This window comes from Bariatricus sp. HCP28S3_F11 (genome assembly GCF_052065395.1).
Lineage (GTDB): Bacteria > Bacillota > Clostridia > Lachnospirales > Lachnospiraceae > Allocoprococcus.
The window spans coordinates 23,183-39,351 of record NZ_JBQHUC010000001.1; the positions used below are offsets into that span (position 1 = coordinate 23,183).

Genomic DNA, 16,169 nt, shown 5'->3' on the forward strand with positions numbered 1-16,169 from the left:
TCAAATGAGTGAATATATAATTATGACAGACAGTACGGTAGATTTACCAAAAGAGTATCTGATAGAAGAGCTGCAGGTGCCTTATATTCCGTTGTCCTACATTATGGATGGCGTTACGTATGAAGATATGAGCGGGCTCAGCGGAAAAGAATTCTTTGACAAAATTAGAGCCGGTTCTCTTCCGACCACTTCCCAGGTGAATCCGGAGCAGGCAAAAAAAGCACTGGAACCGTATGTGAAGGAAGAAAAGGACATTCTGTTTATCGGATTTTCTTCTGCACTCAGCGGAACATTTAACAGTATCCGGATGGCTGCTGAAGAACTGATGGAGGAATACCCGGAGCGTAAGATCATTACGGTGGATTCCTTGTGCGCCTGCTTAGGAGAAGGACTTCTGGTTTATAAAGCAGTCCAGTTAAAGCGCGCCGGAAAGAGCCTGGAAGAAGTGGCAAAATGGACCGAAGAAAACAAACTGCACATTTGCCATAATGTCGCGATCGATGACCTGAACCACCTTCACAGAGGCGGAAGAGTGTCCAAAACGGCGGCTATCATGGGAACGATGATCCAGATCAAGCCGATCATTCATATGAATGACAACGGAGAGCTTCAGGTGATCGGAAAACAGCGGGGACGCAAAAAAGCACTTCAGCATATTGTGAACATGGCAGTGGAGCAGTCCAAAGGATGGGAGAATGATATCATCATGATCACCCATGGCGACTGCGAAGAGGATGCCCAGTATGTGGCAAAGCTGGTCAGAGAGAAGATGGGGATCGAGAATATCCTGATCAACTGCATCGGAAGCGTGATCGGAAGCCATACCGGCCCGGGCGTGGTGGCAGTGTTCTGTATGGGAGAAAAGAGATAAATTTAGAAAGAATCATGAAAATAAGGGGCGTGACCTGCTGACAGGTTACGCCCCTCTGTTCTTCTAAAATGAAAAATATCCGTTTTTCTGTTTCCATGAAAGAGTTGCAATTAAAGTGCAGGATCTACAGCGCGAAAATCCCCAGAGCACTTGCAATCGAGCTTACGAGAATTGCAGCCAGAAACCATGGCGCAATCCATTTAATCATGAACGAAAACATTTTTTCGGATTTAAATGTCCCATCTGTTTCTTTCACTTCGTCGACGATCGTTTTCGGTTTTATGATAAAACCGACGAACAGACAGGTAAGAATTGCGACAATCGGCATCAGAATACTGTTGCTTATGAAATCCATCATATCGAGGATCGACATTCCACCCAGGGAAATGTGCTTCAGCCTGCCGAATCCCAGAGAGGAGGGAATGCCCAGCGCAAAGGAAAAAGCAGTCACGATCAGGCTGGACGCGGTACGGTTCAGATGAAAACGGTCCATGATAATGGAGACGATCGTTTCCATCAGGGAAATGGCAGATGTGAGTGCCGCTAAAAGTACCAGCAGGAAGAAAACAGCTCCGACCAATTGCCCCATAGGCATGCTGTTAAATACTTTCGGAAGCGTGATGAACATCAGTCCCGGCCCGGCGCTGAGCGCAGAGCTGTCACCGCCGGAAAAAGCGAACACAGCCGGAACGATCATCAGTCCGGCCAGAAAAGCAATTCCCGTGTCAAAAATCTCAATCTGACGGACGGCACTTTCCAGATGATTTTCTTTCTTCATATAAGAACCATAAGTGACCATGATCCCCATAGCAAGTGACATAGAATAAAACATCTGTCCCATGGCAGCGAGGATTGCTTTGACAGAAAAATGCTGCAGGCTCGGCTTCAGATAATAAGCGACCCCTTCCATGGCACCGTCAATCGTACAGGAATAAACTGCGATAAACAGTGTCAGGATGACGAGGACAGGCATCATGACTTTGCTCACTTTCTCGATCCCTTTTTCGACACCCAGCATGACGATAACTGAGGTCGCAAGTAAAAAAATACTGAACCACACGATCGGACCGCCGGTTTCGCCGATAAAATCCGGAAAATAATTATTGTCCGCAGCAGCCGTTATCTCACCGGAAAGAAACGTAAAAAGGTATTTGGTCACCCATCCGCCGATGACAGAATAATAAGGAAAAATAATGACCGGCACGATAGAAGCGAGGATCCCCAAAAATCCGAAACGCCTGTCAAGTGCCTGAAATGCGCCGATGGCGCTCAGCCCGGTCTTACGTCCAAGCGCAGTCTCGGCGATCATGAGCGTGAAGCCGAATGTGACTGTAAGAATCAAATAGACCAGAAGAAAGCTGCCTCCTCCATATTTGGCAGCCAGATATGGGAAACGCCAGATGTTGCCGAGTCCTACCGCAGAACCGGCAGCGGCCAGAACAAATCCCAGTTTGTTGGAAAAATTACTTCTTGTTTGCATGAAAAACCTCCTTGTATGATATGCAATTAGTATGATTATGACATGATGATGGAAATAAATCAATTATTTTATGGTTATATTGAGGAAATTAATAAACAAACAAAAATAAAGAAATAACTGTTGACACGGGATAAGAAATGTGTTAGATTAATATTTGCGTGAAGCGAAAAAGAAAGCAGAGTGTCCACTCTCACCTTAGCGCAATCGAGCGACTAATGGTTTGATATCGATGACAGTATACCGTGAAAGGGTGTTTTGTGCAATGAGAAGTGGATGGTCTGAGAACTATTCACTTATTTTTATTTATGGAGGTGCACAACAATTAGCGATTTAATGATCAACGAACAAATCCGCGACAGAGAGGTGCGTGTCGTTAGCGAGAGTGGGGAACAATTAGGAATTATGTCAGCAAAGGAAGCAATGAAGCTGGCACAGGAAGCGGAACTCGATCTGGTTAAGATCGCTCCGACAGCAAAGCCGCCTGTATGTAAGATCATCGATTATGGTAAATACCGCTACGAACAGGCGAGAAAAGAAAAAGAAGCAAAGAAAAAGCAAAGGACTGTCGAAGTTAAAGAAGTGCGTCTTTCACCGAATATTGATACGAATGATATGAATACCAAGATGAATAATGCGAAGAAGTTCATTTTGAAAGGTAATAAAGTCAAAGTTACACTTCGCTTCAGAGGTAGAGAAATGGCCCATATGCAGCAGAGTAAACATATCCTTGATGATTTTGCAGATATGCTGAAAGATGTTGCTGTTGTTGAAAAACCGGCCAAACTGGAAGGCAGAAGTCTGAGCATGGTTTTAACTGAAAAACGTTAAAAATAAACATTTTATATTAAGGAGGAAATCATCATGCCAAAAATTAAAACAAATAGAGCAGCTGCAAAGCGCTTCAAAAAAACTGCAACAGGTAAGTTAAAAAGAAATAAAGCTTACAAGAGCCATATCTTAACTAAGAAATCTACAAAGAGAAAAAGAAATCTTAGACAGTCAACTATCACAGATGCTACTAACGTAAAGAACATGAAGAAAGTATTACCATATCTCTAAGATAGGGTTAACGATAGAAGGAGGAGTAAGAAATGGCAAGAATTAAAGGCGGCATGAACGCTAAAAAGAAACATAATAGAACTTTAAAATTAGCGAAAGGATACAGAGGAGCACGTTCTAAACAGTACAGAGTTGCAAAACAGTCTGTTATGAGAGCTCTTACATCTTCCTACGCTGGAAGAAAGCAGAGAAAGCGTCAGATGCGTCAGTTATGGATCGCACGTATCAACGCTGCTGCAAGAATCAATGGTTTATCATACAGCAAGTTAATGCACGGCTTAAAAGTAGCTGGTGTTGACATGAACAGAAAGATGCTTGCTGAGCTCGCAGTTAACGATGCAGCAGGATTTGCAGCAATCGCTGACGTAGCAAAGAAAGCACTTGCATAAGATAAGACGATTTGCTTAACGCTTGAGAGAGAAGAGGGAAGCCCCGCGGAGAAATCTGCGGGGTTTTTTGATAATACCAGGGCATCAAAGACATGAGTTTCATGCTCGCATGAAAACTCATGTCCTTGATGCCCGCTCAATCATGAGAAAGTAGCCCGACAGGGCGGATTTCGAATGATTGGAGGGCACTGGATGTCCAGTGGACATCCGTATAGCGCCGACCGAAGCGGAGCGAAGATGTGGGAGCACGAAGTGCGGAACAATCCGTGGGTATTATCAAAAAACAAAACGACACACCCCACAAACTTCCATTCGAAACAGCCCGACAGGGCGCCTTTCGAATGTCCCACCCCCCAAAAGAAAGGAGTTCCCCTTATGAATACCAAAAAAATCACCCCATCCCACCCGGAACAATCCCGCCTGGATCAACAATTCGATTTTATCCGTGAAATTGACAAAGAAAAGTTCATCGGCCGCCAGACCTATCTCACAGGCGCTGCCAGAAAGGAAAATGATGCAGAGCATGCATGGCACATGGCACTGATGACGATTCTCCTTAGTGAATATTCCAATGAGCCGATCGATGTGCTGAAAACAGTTACCATGCTTCTGATCCATGATATCGTGGAGATTGATGCCAGGGATACCTATGCCTATGATGAAGCCGCGAAGGCAACCCAGAGTGAAAGAGAGGAAAAAGCTGCGGAACGCATTTTCGGACTTTTGCCGGAGGATCAGGGGAAGCGTCTGCGAGAACTTTGGGAGGAATTTGAAGAGAGGAAGACACCGGAAGCCAGATTCGCAAGAACCATGGATAATGTCCAGCCGATCATGCTGAATGCGGCGACGGACGGGAAAGCATGGGAAGAACATCAGGTGAAGCTTTCGCAGATTTTAAAGAGAAATGAACGGACGGCAGAAGGTTCGGAAGAGTTGTGGGAATACTCATGGAAGAATTTTATTGAGCCGAATCTGGAAAAAGGCCGTATTATCGGGGAGTAAAATATTTTACATGGAAAGGCTTGATTTCCAATAGAGAAGAAGGTATCCTTGTATAGAAAGTAATGATATGGAACAGTAAATTCTCAAAGGAGGATATTATTATGTCATCAGAAGAATATATCAAAGCATATAAAGCCGGAAAACGTGATTATCAGTCCAGAATGCTTCGGGGAGTCAGACCGACACTGCCTGTCCTTGATGATATACTCCCGACAAAGGGAACATTTTCAGAAGTTCCGCTTGGATTGGTTCAGATTCCGATGGATCGGATCGTGGGTACGAGACATGGTGGAAGAAGTAATGCATTTGCCGGAAATTTTATGCCGATTTTGAGGGAAAATACAGAGTTTGCGCAGAAATGGGCGACCTTAAGTACTATTCATGAAAATGAAGGCTTGAGGGATCCGATCAAGGCGTATGAATTTATGAATAAATTCTATGTAGAAGAAGGAAATAAGCGTGTCAGTGTCATGAAATATTATGGTGTTACGTCTATTCCGGGTACGGTAACGAGGATTATACCAAAACGTACCGATGAAAAAGAAAACAAAATATATTATGAGTTTCTCGATTTCTATGACTTGTCTAAGATCAATTATATTTGGTTCAGTCAGGAAGGTAGTTTTAAAAAGCTGCAGGAGGCTGTCGGAAAAGGCACGGATGAGGTGTGGAGTGAGGATGAAAAGCTGACGTTCAGTTCGGCTTATTCAAGATTTACTGCTGAATTTAAAGCAAGAGGCGGAGAGAAACTCCCGGTTACGGCGGGGGATGCATTTCTGGCTTTCATTAAGCTTTACGGTTATCAGACACTGGAAGAAAAGACCAGCAGTGAGCTGAAAGAAATGATTACCAAGAGCTGGGAAGAATTTGAGCTGATCGGTGTCGATAAAGAAGTGGAGCTTAAGATGAATCCGACAAGCGAGAAGAAACCACTTCTGAGCCGTCTTCTCCCGTTGAGTTCGCCGAAGCTTAAGATTGCCTTTATATATGAAAAAACGCCGTCATCTTCCGCATGGACATATGCCCATGAGCTTGGAAGACTGCATCTGGAGCAGACGTTCCCGGACGAAGTTACGACCGTGTATTATGATAATGTCACGCCGGAGACAGTAGAAGACGTGATAGGTGAGGCAATCCAAAATGGATGTAATATCGTATTTACGACGACACCGGCCTTTACACAGGCCAGTGTGAAAGCGGCGATCGCAAATCAGGATATCCGGATTCTGAACTGTTCTTTGAATACTTCTCATCGTTATATCCGGACTTACTACGCCCGTATGCATGAGGCGAAATTCCTGATGGGAGCGATTGCAGGCGCGATGGCTGAGAATAACAAGATCGCATATCTGGCCGATTACCCGATCTTTGGTGCTATTGCCAATATCAATGCATTTGCGCTGGGAGCGAAAATGATCAATCCGAGAGCACAGGTCTATCTGGAATGGTATAAGAAAAAAGATAGTGATGCGCTTGAAAATATCCGGAAATCAGGGGCAAACATTATTTCCGGTATGGATATGGTGATTCCGGAAGAGTCCTCCAGATATTTTGGTATTTACCGGATGGAAGACGGGTATCCGAGAAGTCTTGCCATGCCTCTGTGGCACTGGGGAAAATTCTACGAACAGCTGATTCGGACGATTATGGACGGAACATGGAAATACGATGATAAATCTACGGAACTGAAAGCAATCAATTACTGGTGGGGAATGTCATCCGGCGCGATCGATGTTATTTGCTCAGACAGCCTGCCGATTGGCACCAAACGTTTGGTTGAGCTGCTGAAGAAAACAATCAGTAGTGGAGAGTTTAATCCGTTCTCGGGAGTGCTCTATTCTCAGACTGGAATTGTACAGTCAGATCCTTCCAGAGATCTGACGCCGGAGGAAATTGTGACGATGGACTGGTTGGCGGAAAATGTGATCGGAACGATTCCGAAAGCAGATGAAATGCTTGAAGAAACCAAGCCCACGATCCAGCAGCAGGGAATAGAGAAGAAAGGCTAAAGAGATTATGAGGATACTTGCGATTGCAGACGAAGAATCTGCATATTTATGGGATCATTTTGAAAAAAGTAAACTGCAGGGAATTGATTTAATCATTTCCTGCGGTGACCTGGATCCTCATTATCTTTCGTTCCTTGCAACATTTACATCAGCACCGGTACTCTATGTGTGCGGAAATCACGATGATAAATATGCGCAGATTCCGCCGGAAGGATGCATCTGCATCGACGATCAGATTTATGTGTACAAAGGGGTCCGGATCCTGGGGCTGGGCGGTTCTATGCGCTATAAACCGGGAGAGCATCAGTATACAGAGCGCGGCATGAAAAAACGCGTACACAAACTCTGGTTTCAGCTGCTCAGAAGGAGGGGATTTGATATCCTTGTGACGCATGCACCGGCTTATGAACTGAATGACGGGAGAGATCTTCCGCATCAGGGATTCCGGGTGTTCCTGAATTTGATGGAAAAATATCGCCCGAAGTATTTCCTGCACGGACATGTACATATGTCCTACGGAAGACAGCATAAACGATACGACAAATACCAGGATACGCATGTGATCAATGCGTTTGAACGGTGTGTGTTCGATTTTGAGGATGAAAATCCCGGAGAACATATCAGATAGAAATGAGGATAGAACATGAAGACAGACATTTTAACAATTGGAAAAATCACGATCCACGGTTACGGATTGATGATAGCGATCGGCATTTTATGCTGCATTGCAATGGGCATGTACCGAGCTAAAAAATACAAGCTGAATCCGGAAGCGGTCATCGATATTGCACTCTACGGAGTACTTGCCGGTTTTCTCGGAGCGAAGCTTCTCTATGTGATCGTGGAATTCCCTGCATTTATCAAAGATCCTCTCAGCGTTCTGGGATCAGAAGGATTTGTGGTGTACGGCGGAATCATTTTAGGAGTATTGGCAGCCATTATATACTGCAGGATCAAAGGAATTGTTTTTCTGGAATATTTTGATCTGTGTGCACCTTCTATTTCACTGGCTCAGGGATTCGGACGGATCGGTTGTTTTCTGGCAGGCTGCTGTTACGGAAGAGAGACACAATCCTTCCTGGGAGTAGTTTTCCCGGCCAACAGCATGGCACCGGCAGGTGTCAAGGTATTGCCGACACAGCTCTTTTCGTCAGCGGGCGATTTCCTGATCACGGCAATTCTTCTTCTTTATTATAAAAAGATCAAGCATACCGGAGACGGCGGAGCATTATATATGATGCTTTACGGTGTCGGAAGATTCTTGATGGAATTTTTGCGGGCAGATGACAGGGGAAATATAGGAATGCTTTCTACCTCGCAGATGATCTCGATCGTGATCGTGGCGGGGGCAGTGGTTCTGCTCTGGCAGAACAGAAGAAGAGACAGAGAGTTGTTATGAACGAATTAGAAAAATGTATGGCTGGTGAATGGTATGACTGTCACAATGCAATTTTTTTGGAGTATAAAAATAATGCAAGAAATTTGTTGTCGCAGTATAATTCTTTTGCATATAACCAGACAAGAGAAAAGACAGAAGTTTTGAAACAACTCTTTGGAAGCATAGGGGAAAATGTTTCGGTAGGAATTCCTTATTATCAGTAATCAAAAAGAACAAAAAATGGGAAGCCTCGAATCAAGGCTTCCCACTTAATTAAAAATGCGGAAGATGGGACTTGAACCCACACGACTGCAATAGTCACAAGATCCTTAGTCTTGCTCGTCTGCCAGTTCCGACACTTCCGCGCGACTGCTTTATTATATATTAAATAAATGGATTTGTCAATAAGAAAAAAGTTTTTTATGATAATTGCTATGGATTATAAAGTGTTTGTTTCTGTGTTTAATGGAGCAAAAGAAAAACCCTTGAAAATTCAAGGGCTTTTTCTTAAAAAATAATGCGGAAGATGGGACTTGAACCCACACGACTGCAATAGTCACAAGATCCTTAGTCTTGCTCGTCTGCCAGTTCCGACACTTCCGCATACCAGCTATTTTGTTTATGTTTTGCTGACAACAGCTATAATACATGATTATATGGGGAAAGTCAACATAATTTTCTTAAAAAAATATATTCGCAATATTAATAATTAAAAAGGAAATAGAAACAAAATTCGATATTTAACAAATACTCTTTCTAATTGAGAGAAAATATAGTAAAATAATAAATAATTGAGCGGTTTATTTATGCGTTTTTTCAATCAATGCCAGACGAATTGAGATGAGAAGAAGAAAAAATGGCGAAACGGATGTCAGGAGGTAGCCGTATGTTAGAAAAAGTAGATTTAACAAAGAAAATGAGCAAGGAAGAATACAAGGAGAAGATGGAGACGCTGGAGCTGGAGCTTGGGCATCTGCAGCGGGAATGCAAGGAACAGAAAATTCCGGTGATGATCGCCTTTGAAGGGTACGGAGCTTCGGGAAAAGGCCTGCAGATCGGACGTCTGATCCAGGGATTGGATCCGAGAGGATTTGAGGTACATGCGGTTAAGAAAGAAACGGAAGAGGAACGGATGCACCCTTTCATGTGGCGTTTCTGGACGAAGACACCAGAGCGGGGAAGAATTGCGATCTACGATACGAGCTGGTACCGCAGAGTACAGATCGACCGGTTCGACGGCAAAGTGTCGGAAGAAGAACTGCCGGCAGACTATGAATCGATTCGTTCTTTTGAAAAGCAGCTTACAGATGACGGAATGGTCATTGTGAAATTGTTTCTTGCGATCGATCAGAAAGAACAGAAAAAGCGGTTCAAAAAGCTGATGGAATCGAAGGAAACGAAGTGGAGAGTCAGCGAGGGCGATCTGAAGAGAAATAAGGAATTTGCACGATATGAGCAGATGAATGAAGAGATGCTTCGGAAAACAGATACGGATTATGCACCGTGGACGATCATTGAAGCGACGGATAAGCGGTATGCAACAGCGAAGATCTTCACGACAGTGATCCATGCAATGCAGATGGCGCTGGAGAAGGTGAAGATGCCGGAGGAAGCACAGGAAGAGAGAAGAAGCGGTGGAGAGAGAGAATTCCAGGAATCGCTGCTTGCGAAGGCGGATTTGTCCAAAAAGCTCAGCAAGAAGCAGTACAAAGAGCAGCTTAAGGAACTGCAGGGCAAGATGGAACGTCTCCACGGTGAACTGTACCGCAGAAGAATTCCGGTGGTGCTCGGCTTCGAGGGCTGGGATGCCGGAGGCAAGGGCGGCGCGATCAAGCGTCTGACGGAACACATGGATCCGAGAGGATATGTGGTAAATCCGACTGCATCCCCGAATGATATTGAGAAAGCACATCATTACCTGTGGCGTTTCTGGAGAGCTATGCCGAAAGCGGGCCACATTGCGATCTTCGACAGAACCTGGTACGGTCGTGTGATGGTAGAACGAATCGAAGGATTCTGTACGACGAAAGAATGGCAGAGAGCCTACAAGGAAATCAATGATATGGAGCAGGATCTGGTGAATGCCGGCGCTATCGTGCTGAAATTCTGGATGCAGATTGATAAAGATGAGCAGGCAGCAAGGTTTAAGGCGCGCCAGGAAAATCCGGAAAAACAGTGGAAGATCACCGATGAAGACTGGAGAAACCGTGAAAAATGGGATCAGTACGAAGAAGCAGTCAATGAGATGCTGATTCGTACTTCCACACCGCATGCACCGTGGGTCGTAGTGGAAGGAAACTGCAAGTATTATGCAAGGATCAAAGTGCTTGAGACGGTGGTTCATGCCATTGAAGAACGTCTGAAAGAAGAAAAATAATGAGAAGTTCGCATGAACAGATCGCTGAAAGGGAGCAGGAATATGACGATCAGAGAGCAGATGGAACAGCGGGAAAAAGAATATTTAAGTGCGTATGCGACACTAAGCGTCAATACGAGAGGAAGAAAAAGAGAAGAGGCGCAGTGTGATATTCGGCCGGTCTTTCAAAGAGACAGAGACCGGATCCTGCACTGTAAATCGTTTCGCAGGCTGAAACAGAAGACACAGGTATTTCTGCTTCCCAAAGGGGATCATTATCGCACAAGGCTGACACATACTCTGGAGGTTTCACAAAATGCGCGGACCATCGCGAAGGCGCTGCGGCTGAATGAAGATCTGGCAGAAGCGATCAGTCTGGGGCATGATCTCGGGCATACGCCCTTTGGTCATGCCGGAGAGCGGGCTCTGAACGGAGTGTGTCCGGGCGGATTCAAACACAACGAACAGAGCGTGCGCGTGGTGGAAGTGCTGGAAAAGGACGGACAGGGGCTGAATCTCACATGGGAAGTCATCGATGGGATCCGCAATCACAAGAGTGTGGGAAAACCGGCAACTCTTGAGGGGCAGATCGTGAGGCTGTCGGATAAGATCGCCTATATCAACCATGATATTGACGATGCGATACGTGGAGGAATCCTTACTGAAGAGGATATACCGCTCCGGTTTCGAGAGGTGTTTGGAACCGGGATGCGTTCACGGCTGAACACGATGATCCATGATGTGATCATAAGTAGCATGGATCAGCCGGAGATCCGGATGTCGGAGGAAATCGAAGAGGCGATGCGTGATCTGAGAAAGTTTATGTTTGAGCATGTCTACCAGAATCCCCGTGCAAAGGGAGAGGAAACGAAGGCGATCCATATGATCGAAAATTTGTATTTTTATTATGAGGATCATCTGGAACTTCTTCCGGAACAATACCGGATTCAGATGGAGAAAGGCGATTCGGCGGAGCAGGTGGTGTGTGATTATATTGCCGGCATGACGGATAATTATGCCGTAAAAAAATTTGAGGATATTTTTATTCCGGAAGCGTGGAAAAATTAAAGGAAATCAAAAAGTTTTGTCGAATATATTAAATGTGAGGGCTTTTTACTACTGGAAACTTTTGGTTTTGCTTTCACACCAGGAAGGTGTAAAGATTTCATGTATTATTCGGATGAGATTATAGAAGAAGTTAGAATGAAAAATGATATTGTGGACGTAATATCGGGATATGTGAAGCTTCAGAAGAAGGGAAGCTCCTATTTCGGGTTGTGTCCGTTCCACAATGAGAAATCGCCGTCGTTTTCCGTAAGCCGGGATAAGCAGATGTATTATTGCTTTGGCTGCGGTGCGGGCGGCAATGTGTTTACATTTATTATGGAATATGAGAATTACTCTTTTACGGAGGCACTGAAGTTTCTCGCCCAGAGAGCGGGGGTGGAGCTTCCAAAGGAGGAGTATTCCAAAGAGGCGAAGGAGCGGGCGGATCTCAGGGCGACCCTGCTGGAGATGAACAAGCTGGCTGCAAAGTATTACTATGCGCAGCTGAAGGCGCCTGGAGGAAAGATCGCGCATGATTACCTGACGGGACGCAAGCTTAGCGAGGAGACGATCACCGCGTTCGGACTCGGGTATTCAAACAAGTACAGCAATGATCTGTATCAGTATCTGAGATCGAAAGGTTACAATGACGATCTGATCATCAAGGCCGGGCTGGTAAATGTAGACGAGCGAAACGGAATTTATGACAAATTCTGGAATCGTGTCATGTTTCCGATCATGGATGTGAATAACCGTGTCATTGGTTTCGGCGGACGTGTGATGGGAGACGGAAAGCCCAAATATCTGAACTCTCCGGAGACGATGATATTTGACAAGAGCAGGAATCTCTACGGACTGCACCGGGCACGGACATCAAGAAAACCATATTTTCTGATTTGTGAGGGATATATGGATGTGATTTCTTTACATCAGGCAGGTTTTACGAACGCTGTGGCATCGCTGGGAACGGCGCTGACACCCGGACATGCCGCTTTGATCAAACGGTATGTGAGTGAAGTGTACCTGACGTACGACAGTGATGAAGCCGGAACGAAGGCGGCACTCAGGGCGGTGCCGATTCTGAAGGACGCCGGCATCACCGCAAAAGTGATCCGTATGGAACCTTATAAGGATCCGGATGAATTTATCAAGAACCTCGGAGCGGAAGCATTTGAGGAGCGGATCGCAAAGGCCAGAAACGGATTTATGTTCAGTCTGGAGATGATGGAGAAAGATTATGATATGACTTCCCCCGAAGGCAAGACAGAATTTCTGCGGATGGCATCCAGAAAACTTGCAGAATTTGAAGAAGAGATCGAAAGAAATAATTATATTGAAGCAGTTGCAAAAGCGTATCGTGTCGGATATGAGGAACTGAAGAAGCTGGTCGTAAAGACGGCGATTCAGAGTGGACAGGCAATACCGGCGGTAAGGCCGAAGCAGACGCAGGATAAGACCGTTCCAAAAGAGGACGGGCATATGAAGTCGCAGAAGATCCTGCTGACCTGGCTGATCGACCATGAAGAACTGTTCCCGCAGATCAGCCGCTATATCACGCCGGAGGATTTTACAACGGATCTGTACCGGCAGGTGGCGGAGCTTTTGTTTGAACAGTACGAACAGGGCGATGTGAATCCGGCAAAGATCATGAACCATTTTACAGAAGAAGCCGATCACCGAGAAGCGGCGTCCCTTTTCCACACCAGGATCAAGGAACTGACGACAAAGCAGGAACAGGAGAAGGCGATCAAGGAGACGATCATCCGCGTGAAGGCGTACAGTATTGAGGAGGCAACGAAGAAGCTGGATTCCACGGACATCCAGGGACTTCAGCGGCTCATGAATGCAAAGAAGGCTTTGCAGGATTTGCAGAAACTGCATATTTCCATCAATTAGGGATAAAATATAAACAAGCAATGAGAGGAAGGACACGACATGGTAGAGAACGTGGCAAAATTTGAAGAAAAATTAAAGAGTCTGGTTGCGCTTGCCAAAAAGAAAAAGAACATTCTTGAAATCGGTGAGATCAACGAAGTGTTCCATGATATGGAGCTGGAACCGGATCAGATGGAAAAGGTGTTCGAGTATCTGGAATCGTCTGGAATCGACGTACTTCGCATCAGCGGAGATGTGGACGACACAGATGATGATCTGGAGATCATCCTGTCTGACGAGGATGAAGTGGATATGGAGAAAATCGATCTTTCTGTACCGGACGGAATCAGTATCGAAGATCCGGTCCGTATGTATCTGAAAGAGATCGGTAAGGTTCCGCTTCTGAGTGCGGAGGAAGAGATAGAACTGGCAAAGAGAATGGCGGAAGGCGATGAGGACGCAAAGAAGCGCCTGGCTGAGGCGAACTTGAGACTGGTTGTTAGTATTGCAAAGCGATATGTGGGAAGAGGTATGCTGTTCCTGGATCTGATTCAGGAGGGAAATCTCGGACTGATCAAAGCAGTTGAAAAATTTGATTATCAGAAAGGCTTTAAATTCAGTACTTATGCAACCTGGTGGATTCGTCAGGCAATCACGAGGGCAATTGCGGATCAGGCAAGAACCATCCGTATTCCGGTTCATATGGTAGAAACCATCAACAAACTGATTCGAGTGTCCAGACAATTATTGCAGGAGCTGGGACGGGAACCCACGCCGGAAGAGATTGCGGAAGAATTGGACATGCCGGTTGAACGTGTGCGTGAGATTCTGAAGATCTCGCAGGAGCCGGTTTCCCTGGAAACTCCGATCGGCGAGGAGGAAGACAGCCATCTTGGTGATTTTATTCAGGACGACAATGTTCCGGTGCCGGCGGAAGCAGCAGCACAGACGCTTTTGAAGGAACAGCTGGATGAGGTTCTTGATACACTTACCGACAGAGAGCAGAAGGTACTCAGACTCCGCTTTGGTATGAATGACGGAAGAGCGAGAACGCTGGAGGAAGTAGGTAAGGAATTCGATGTTACCCGTGAGCGTATTCGTCAGATCGAGGCTAAAGCGCTCCGTAAACTCCGCCATCCGAGCAGAAGCAGAAAATTAAGAGATTATCTGGATTAGAGGACGAGATGGAATTATCAAAGAGACTTAAGGCTGTCGCGGAGCTGGTAACGCCCGGGATGCGGCTGGCAGATGTGGGGACCGATCATGGGTATATTCCTATTTATCTGACCGAGGCGGGTGTGATACCGTCGGCGATTGCCATGGATATTAATAAAGGTCCTCTTGAAAGGGCAAAGGAGCATATCCGGGAGCACGGACTGGAAGGAAAGATCCAGACGCGGCTGTCGGACGGGCTTAAAAACTTACAAATGAATGAAGCAGACTGTATGATCGCCGCCGGTATGGGCGGCGGTCTTGTCATACGGATTCTTTCCGAGGAAAGAGATACGGCAGGATCGCTCAAAGAACTGATTCTGCAGCCGCAGTCGGAGATTGACAGCGTCAGAAAATACCTGACCGAAGAAGGATACCGGATCGTGGCCGAAGACATGGTCTATGAGGATGGAAAATATTATCCGATGATGAAGGCAGTTCCATGCATGGCAGGTGCCGGGGAAATACCGTATTCCGAAGAAGAACTGGAATTTGGACGGGTGCTTTTGCAGCAGGCACATCCGGTTCTCGGACAGTTTCTTGAACGGGAGATGGAAATCCAGAACAGAATTTTATCTGCGCTCGAAAGTCAGGAATCCGTGCGTGCGAAGAAACGTATGGAAGAGATTTCCTATAGAATCGAATGGATCAGGGGAATTCTGAATACGTATTATTAGGAGGTACATAGCGTGATTTGCAGGGAGATAATTGATACCATTGAAAAACGTTATCCGAAAGAATGTGCGATGGAATGGGATAATGTCGGACTTCTGGCGGGAAGATATGAGAAAGAGGTTGGGAAGATCTATATTGCGCTGGATGCGACCGATGAGGTGATTGAAGATGCGGCTTCATGGGGAGCAGATATGCTGGTTACTCATCATCCTATGATTTTTAAAGCGTTAAAAAAAATCAATGATCAGAGTTTTATCGGACGCAGGGTAATCCGACTGATCCGAGAAGATATTGCATATTATGCTATGCATACAAATTATGATGTGATGGGAATGGCGGATCTTGCCGGAGAATTTATGGAGATGAAGGATCCTGAGATACTGGAGGAGACTTACCCGGACGAGGGGATCGGCAGAGTAGCTGACCTGAAGGAAGCGATGACTCTGGAGGAGTGCTGTGGTTTTGTCAAAGAACGTCTGGCACTGCCGAGTGTGAAAGTCTTCGGAGATCCGAAGAAAACGGTGAAGAGGATGGCTGTATCTCCGGGATCCGGAAAGAGCATGATCGGCCCTGCTCTGGCGAAAGGGGCGGATGTGCTTGTGACCGGTGATATCGATCATCATGAAGGAATCGATGCGCTGGCTCAGGGACTGGCAATCATCGATGCCGGGCATTATGGAACAGAGTATATTTTTATAGCAGATATGGAACAGTTTCTGAAAGAGCATTTTCCGGAGGCCGAGATCAGGACGGCTCCGGTCCGTCATCCGTTCTGGGTTATGTAACGATCGGGAAACAGTTTTTTATGTCAATAAG

At 45.7% G+C, this 16,169-nt stretch carries 16 protein-coding genes and 2 tRNA genes; 15 read left to right on the plus strand and 3 right to left on the minus strand.

The window, feature by feature from the left end:
- Nucleotides 1–4 precede the first annotated feature (4 nt).
- Complete coding sequence (locus tag ACTNBR_RS00100; RefSeq protein WP_427806462.1) at nucleotides 5–871, plus strand: DegV family protein; 867 nt, start codon at nucleotides 5–7, stop codon at nucleotides 869–871.
- A 124-nt stretch (nucleotides 872–995) separates the two neighbouring features.
- Here the strand turns inward: ACTNBR_RS00100 and ACTNBR_RS00105 are convergent, their stop codons facing one another.
- The gene (locus ACTNBR_RS00105) at nucleotides 996–2,351 is read right to left on the minus strand and encodes a sodium-dependent transporter (protein WP_427806460.1); all 1,356 of its coding nucleotides are present in this window, start codon (nucleotides 2,349–2,351) and stop codon (nucleotides 996–998) included.
- Between the two features lie 333 nt (nucleotides 2,352–2,684).
- Between ACTNBR_RS00105 and infC the strand changes: the two genes are divergently transcribed.
- The 8 genes from infC to ACTNBR_RS00145 all read left to right on the plus strand — a co-directional run bounded on the left by infC (nucleotide 2,685) and on the right by ACTNBR_RS00145 (nucleotide 8,412).
- The gene (gene infC / locus ACTNBR_RS00110; RefSeq protein ID WP_427806458.1) at nucleotides 2,685–3,179 is read left to right on the plus strand and encodes a translation initiation factor IF-3; all 495 of its coding nucleotides are present in this window, start codon (nucleotides 2,685–2,687) and stop codon (nucleotides 3,177–3,179) included.
- 33 nt (nucleotides 3,180–3,212) lie between these two features.
- Nucleotides 3,213–3,410, plus strand: a complete 198-nt coding sequence (gene rpmI / locus ACTNBR_RS00115; RefSeq protein WP_427806457.1) for a 50S ribosomal protein L35 — start codon at nucleotides 3,213–3,215, stop codon at nucleotides 3,408–3,410.
- Between the two features lie 32 nt (nucleotides 3,411–3,442).
- Nucleotides 3,443–3,799 carry a 50S ribosomal protein L20 gene (rplT, locus tag ACTNBR_RS00120; RefSeq protein WP_427806455.1) on the plus strand — a complete coding sequence of 119 codons (357 nt, stop codon included), beginning with the start codon at nucleotides 3,443–3,445 and terminating at the stop codon, nucleotides 3,797–3,799.
- Nucleotides 3,800–4,174: 375 nt separating this feature from the next.
- The gene (locus tag ACTNBR_RS00125; protein WP_441015887.1) at nucleotides 4,175–4,801 is read left to right on the plus strand and encodes an HD domain-containing protein; all 627 of its coding nucleotides are present in this window, start codon (nucleotides 4,175–4,177) and stop codon (nucleotides 4,799–4,801) included.
- 101 nt (nucleotides 4,802–4,902) lie between these two features.
- Nucleotides 4,903–6,810 carry a BMP family ABC transporter substrate-binding protein gene (locus ACTNBR_RS00130; protein WP_441015890.1) on the plus strand — a complete coding sequence of 636 codons (1,908 nt, stop codon included), beginning with the start codon at nucleotides 4,903–4,905 and terminating at the stop codon, nucleotides 6,808–6,810.
- A 7-nt stretch (nucleotides 6,811–6,817) separates the two neighbouring features.
- Nucleotides 6,818–7,438 carry a metallophosphoesterase family protein gene (locus tag ACTNBR_RS00135; RefSeq protein WP_427806452.1) on the plus strand — a complete coding sequence of 207 codons (621 nt, stop codon included), beginning with the start codon at nucleotides 6,818–6,820 and terminating at the stop codon, nucleotides 7,436–7,438.
- Nucleotides 7,439–7,453: 15 nt separating this feature from the next.
- Nucleotides 7,454–8,209 carry a prolipoprotein diacylglyceryl transferase gene (gene lgt, locus ACTNBR_RS00140; protein WP_441015893.1) on the plus strand — a complete coding sequence of 252 codons (756 nt, stop codon included), beginning with the start codon at nucleotides 7,454–7,456 and terminating at the stop codon, nucleotides 8,207–8,209.
- The gene (locus ACTNBR_RS00145; RefSeq protein WP_427806450.1) at nucleotides 8,206–8,412 is read left to right on the plus strand and encodes a maltose acetyltransferase domain-containing protein; all 207 of its coding nucleotides are present in this window, start codon (nucleotides 8,206–8,208) and stop codon (nucleotides 8,410–8,412) included. The genes lgt and ACTNBR_RS00145 overlap by 4 nt, the downstream gene beginning before the upstream one ends.
- Nucleotides 8,413–8,468: 56 nt before the next feature.
- Here ACTNBR_RS00145 and ACTNBR_RS00150 read toward each other — a convergent pair.
- Nucleotides 8,469–8,553: transfer RNA gene (locus ACTNBR_RS00150), tRNA-Leu, on the minus strand.
- A 153-nt stretch (nucleotides 8,554–8,706) separates the two neighbouring features.
- Nucleotides 8,707–8,791 (minus strand) — tRNA-Leu (locus tag ACTNBR_RS00155).
- A 283-nt stretch (nucleotides 8,792–9,074) separates the two neighbouring features.
- On the opposite strand from ACTNBR_RS00155, the gene pap reads away from it, so the two are divergent.
- The 6 genes from pap to ACTNBR_RS00185 all read left to right on the plus strand — a co-directional run bounded on the left by pap (nucleotide 9,075) and on the right by ACTNBR_RS00185 (nucleotide 16,138).
- Complete coding sequence (pap, locus tag ACTNBR_RS00160) at nucleotides 9,075–10,565, plus strand: polyphosphate:AMP phosphotransferase (protein ID WP_427806449.1); 1,491 nt, start codon at nucleotides 9,075–9,077, stop codon at nucleotides 10,563–10,565.
- A 42-nt stretch (nucleotides 10,566–10,607) separates the two neighbouring features.
- On the plus strand, nucleotides 10,608–11,612 hold the full coding sequence (locus tag ACTNBR_RS00165; RefSeq protein WP_427806490.1) for a deoxyguanosinetriphosphate triphosphohydrolase: 1,005 nt from the start codon (nucleotides 10,608–10,610) through the stop codon (nucleotides 11,610–11,612).
- A 99-nt stretch (nucleotides 11,613–11,711) separates the two neighbouring features.
- A complete protein-coding gene (gene dnaG / locus ACTNBR_RS00170) occupies nucleotides 11,712–13,487 on the plus strand; it encodes a DNA primase (protein ID WP_441015896.1) in 1,776 nt (591 codons plus the stop codon).
- A 39-nt stretch (nucleotides 13,488–13,526) separates the two neighbouring features.
- The gene (gene rpoD / locus ACTNBR_RS00175; protein WP_427806447.1) at nucleotides 13,527–14,642 is read left to right on the plus strand and encodes an RNA polymerase sigma factor RpoD; all 1,116 of its coding nucleotides are present in this window, start codon (nucleotides 13,527–13,529) and stop codon (nucleotides 14,640–14,642) included.
- Nucleotides 14,643–14,650: 8 nt separating this feature from the next.
- Nucleotides 14,651–15,355, plus strand: coding sequence for a tRNA (adenine(22)-N(1))-methyltransferase (locus ACTNBR_RS00180; protein WP_427806446.1), 705 nt, complete (start codon nucleotides 14,651–14,653; stop codon nucleotides 15,353–15,355).
- Between the two features lie 12 nt (nucleotides 15,356–15,367).
- Nucleotides 15,368–16,138, plus strand: a complete 771-nt coding sequence (locus ACTNBR_RS00185) for a Nif3-like dinuclear metal center hexameric protein (RefSeq protein ID WP_427819121.1) — start codon at nucleotides 15,368–15,370, stop codon at nucleotides 16,136–16,138.
- Nucleotides 16,139–16,169: the final 31 nt, after the last annotated feature.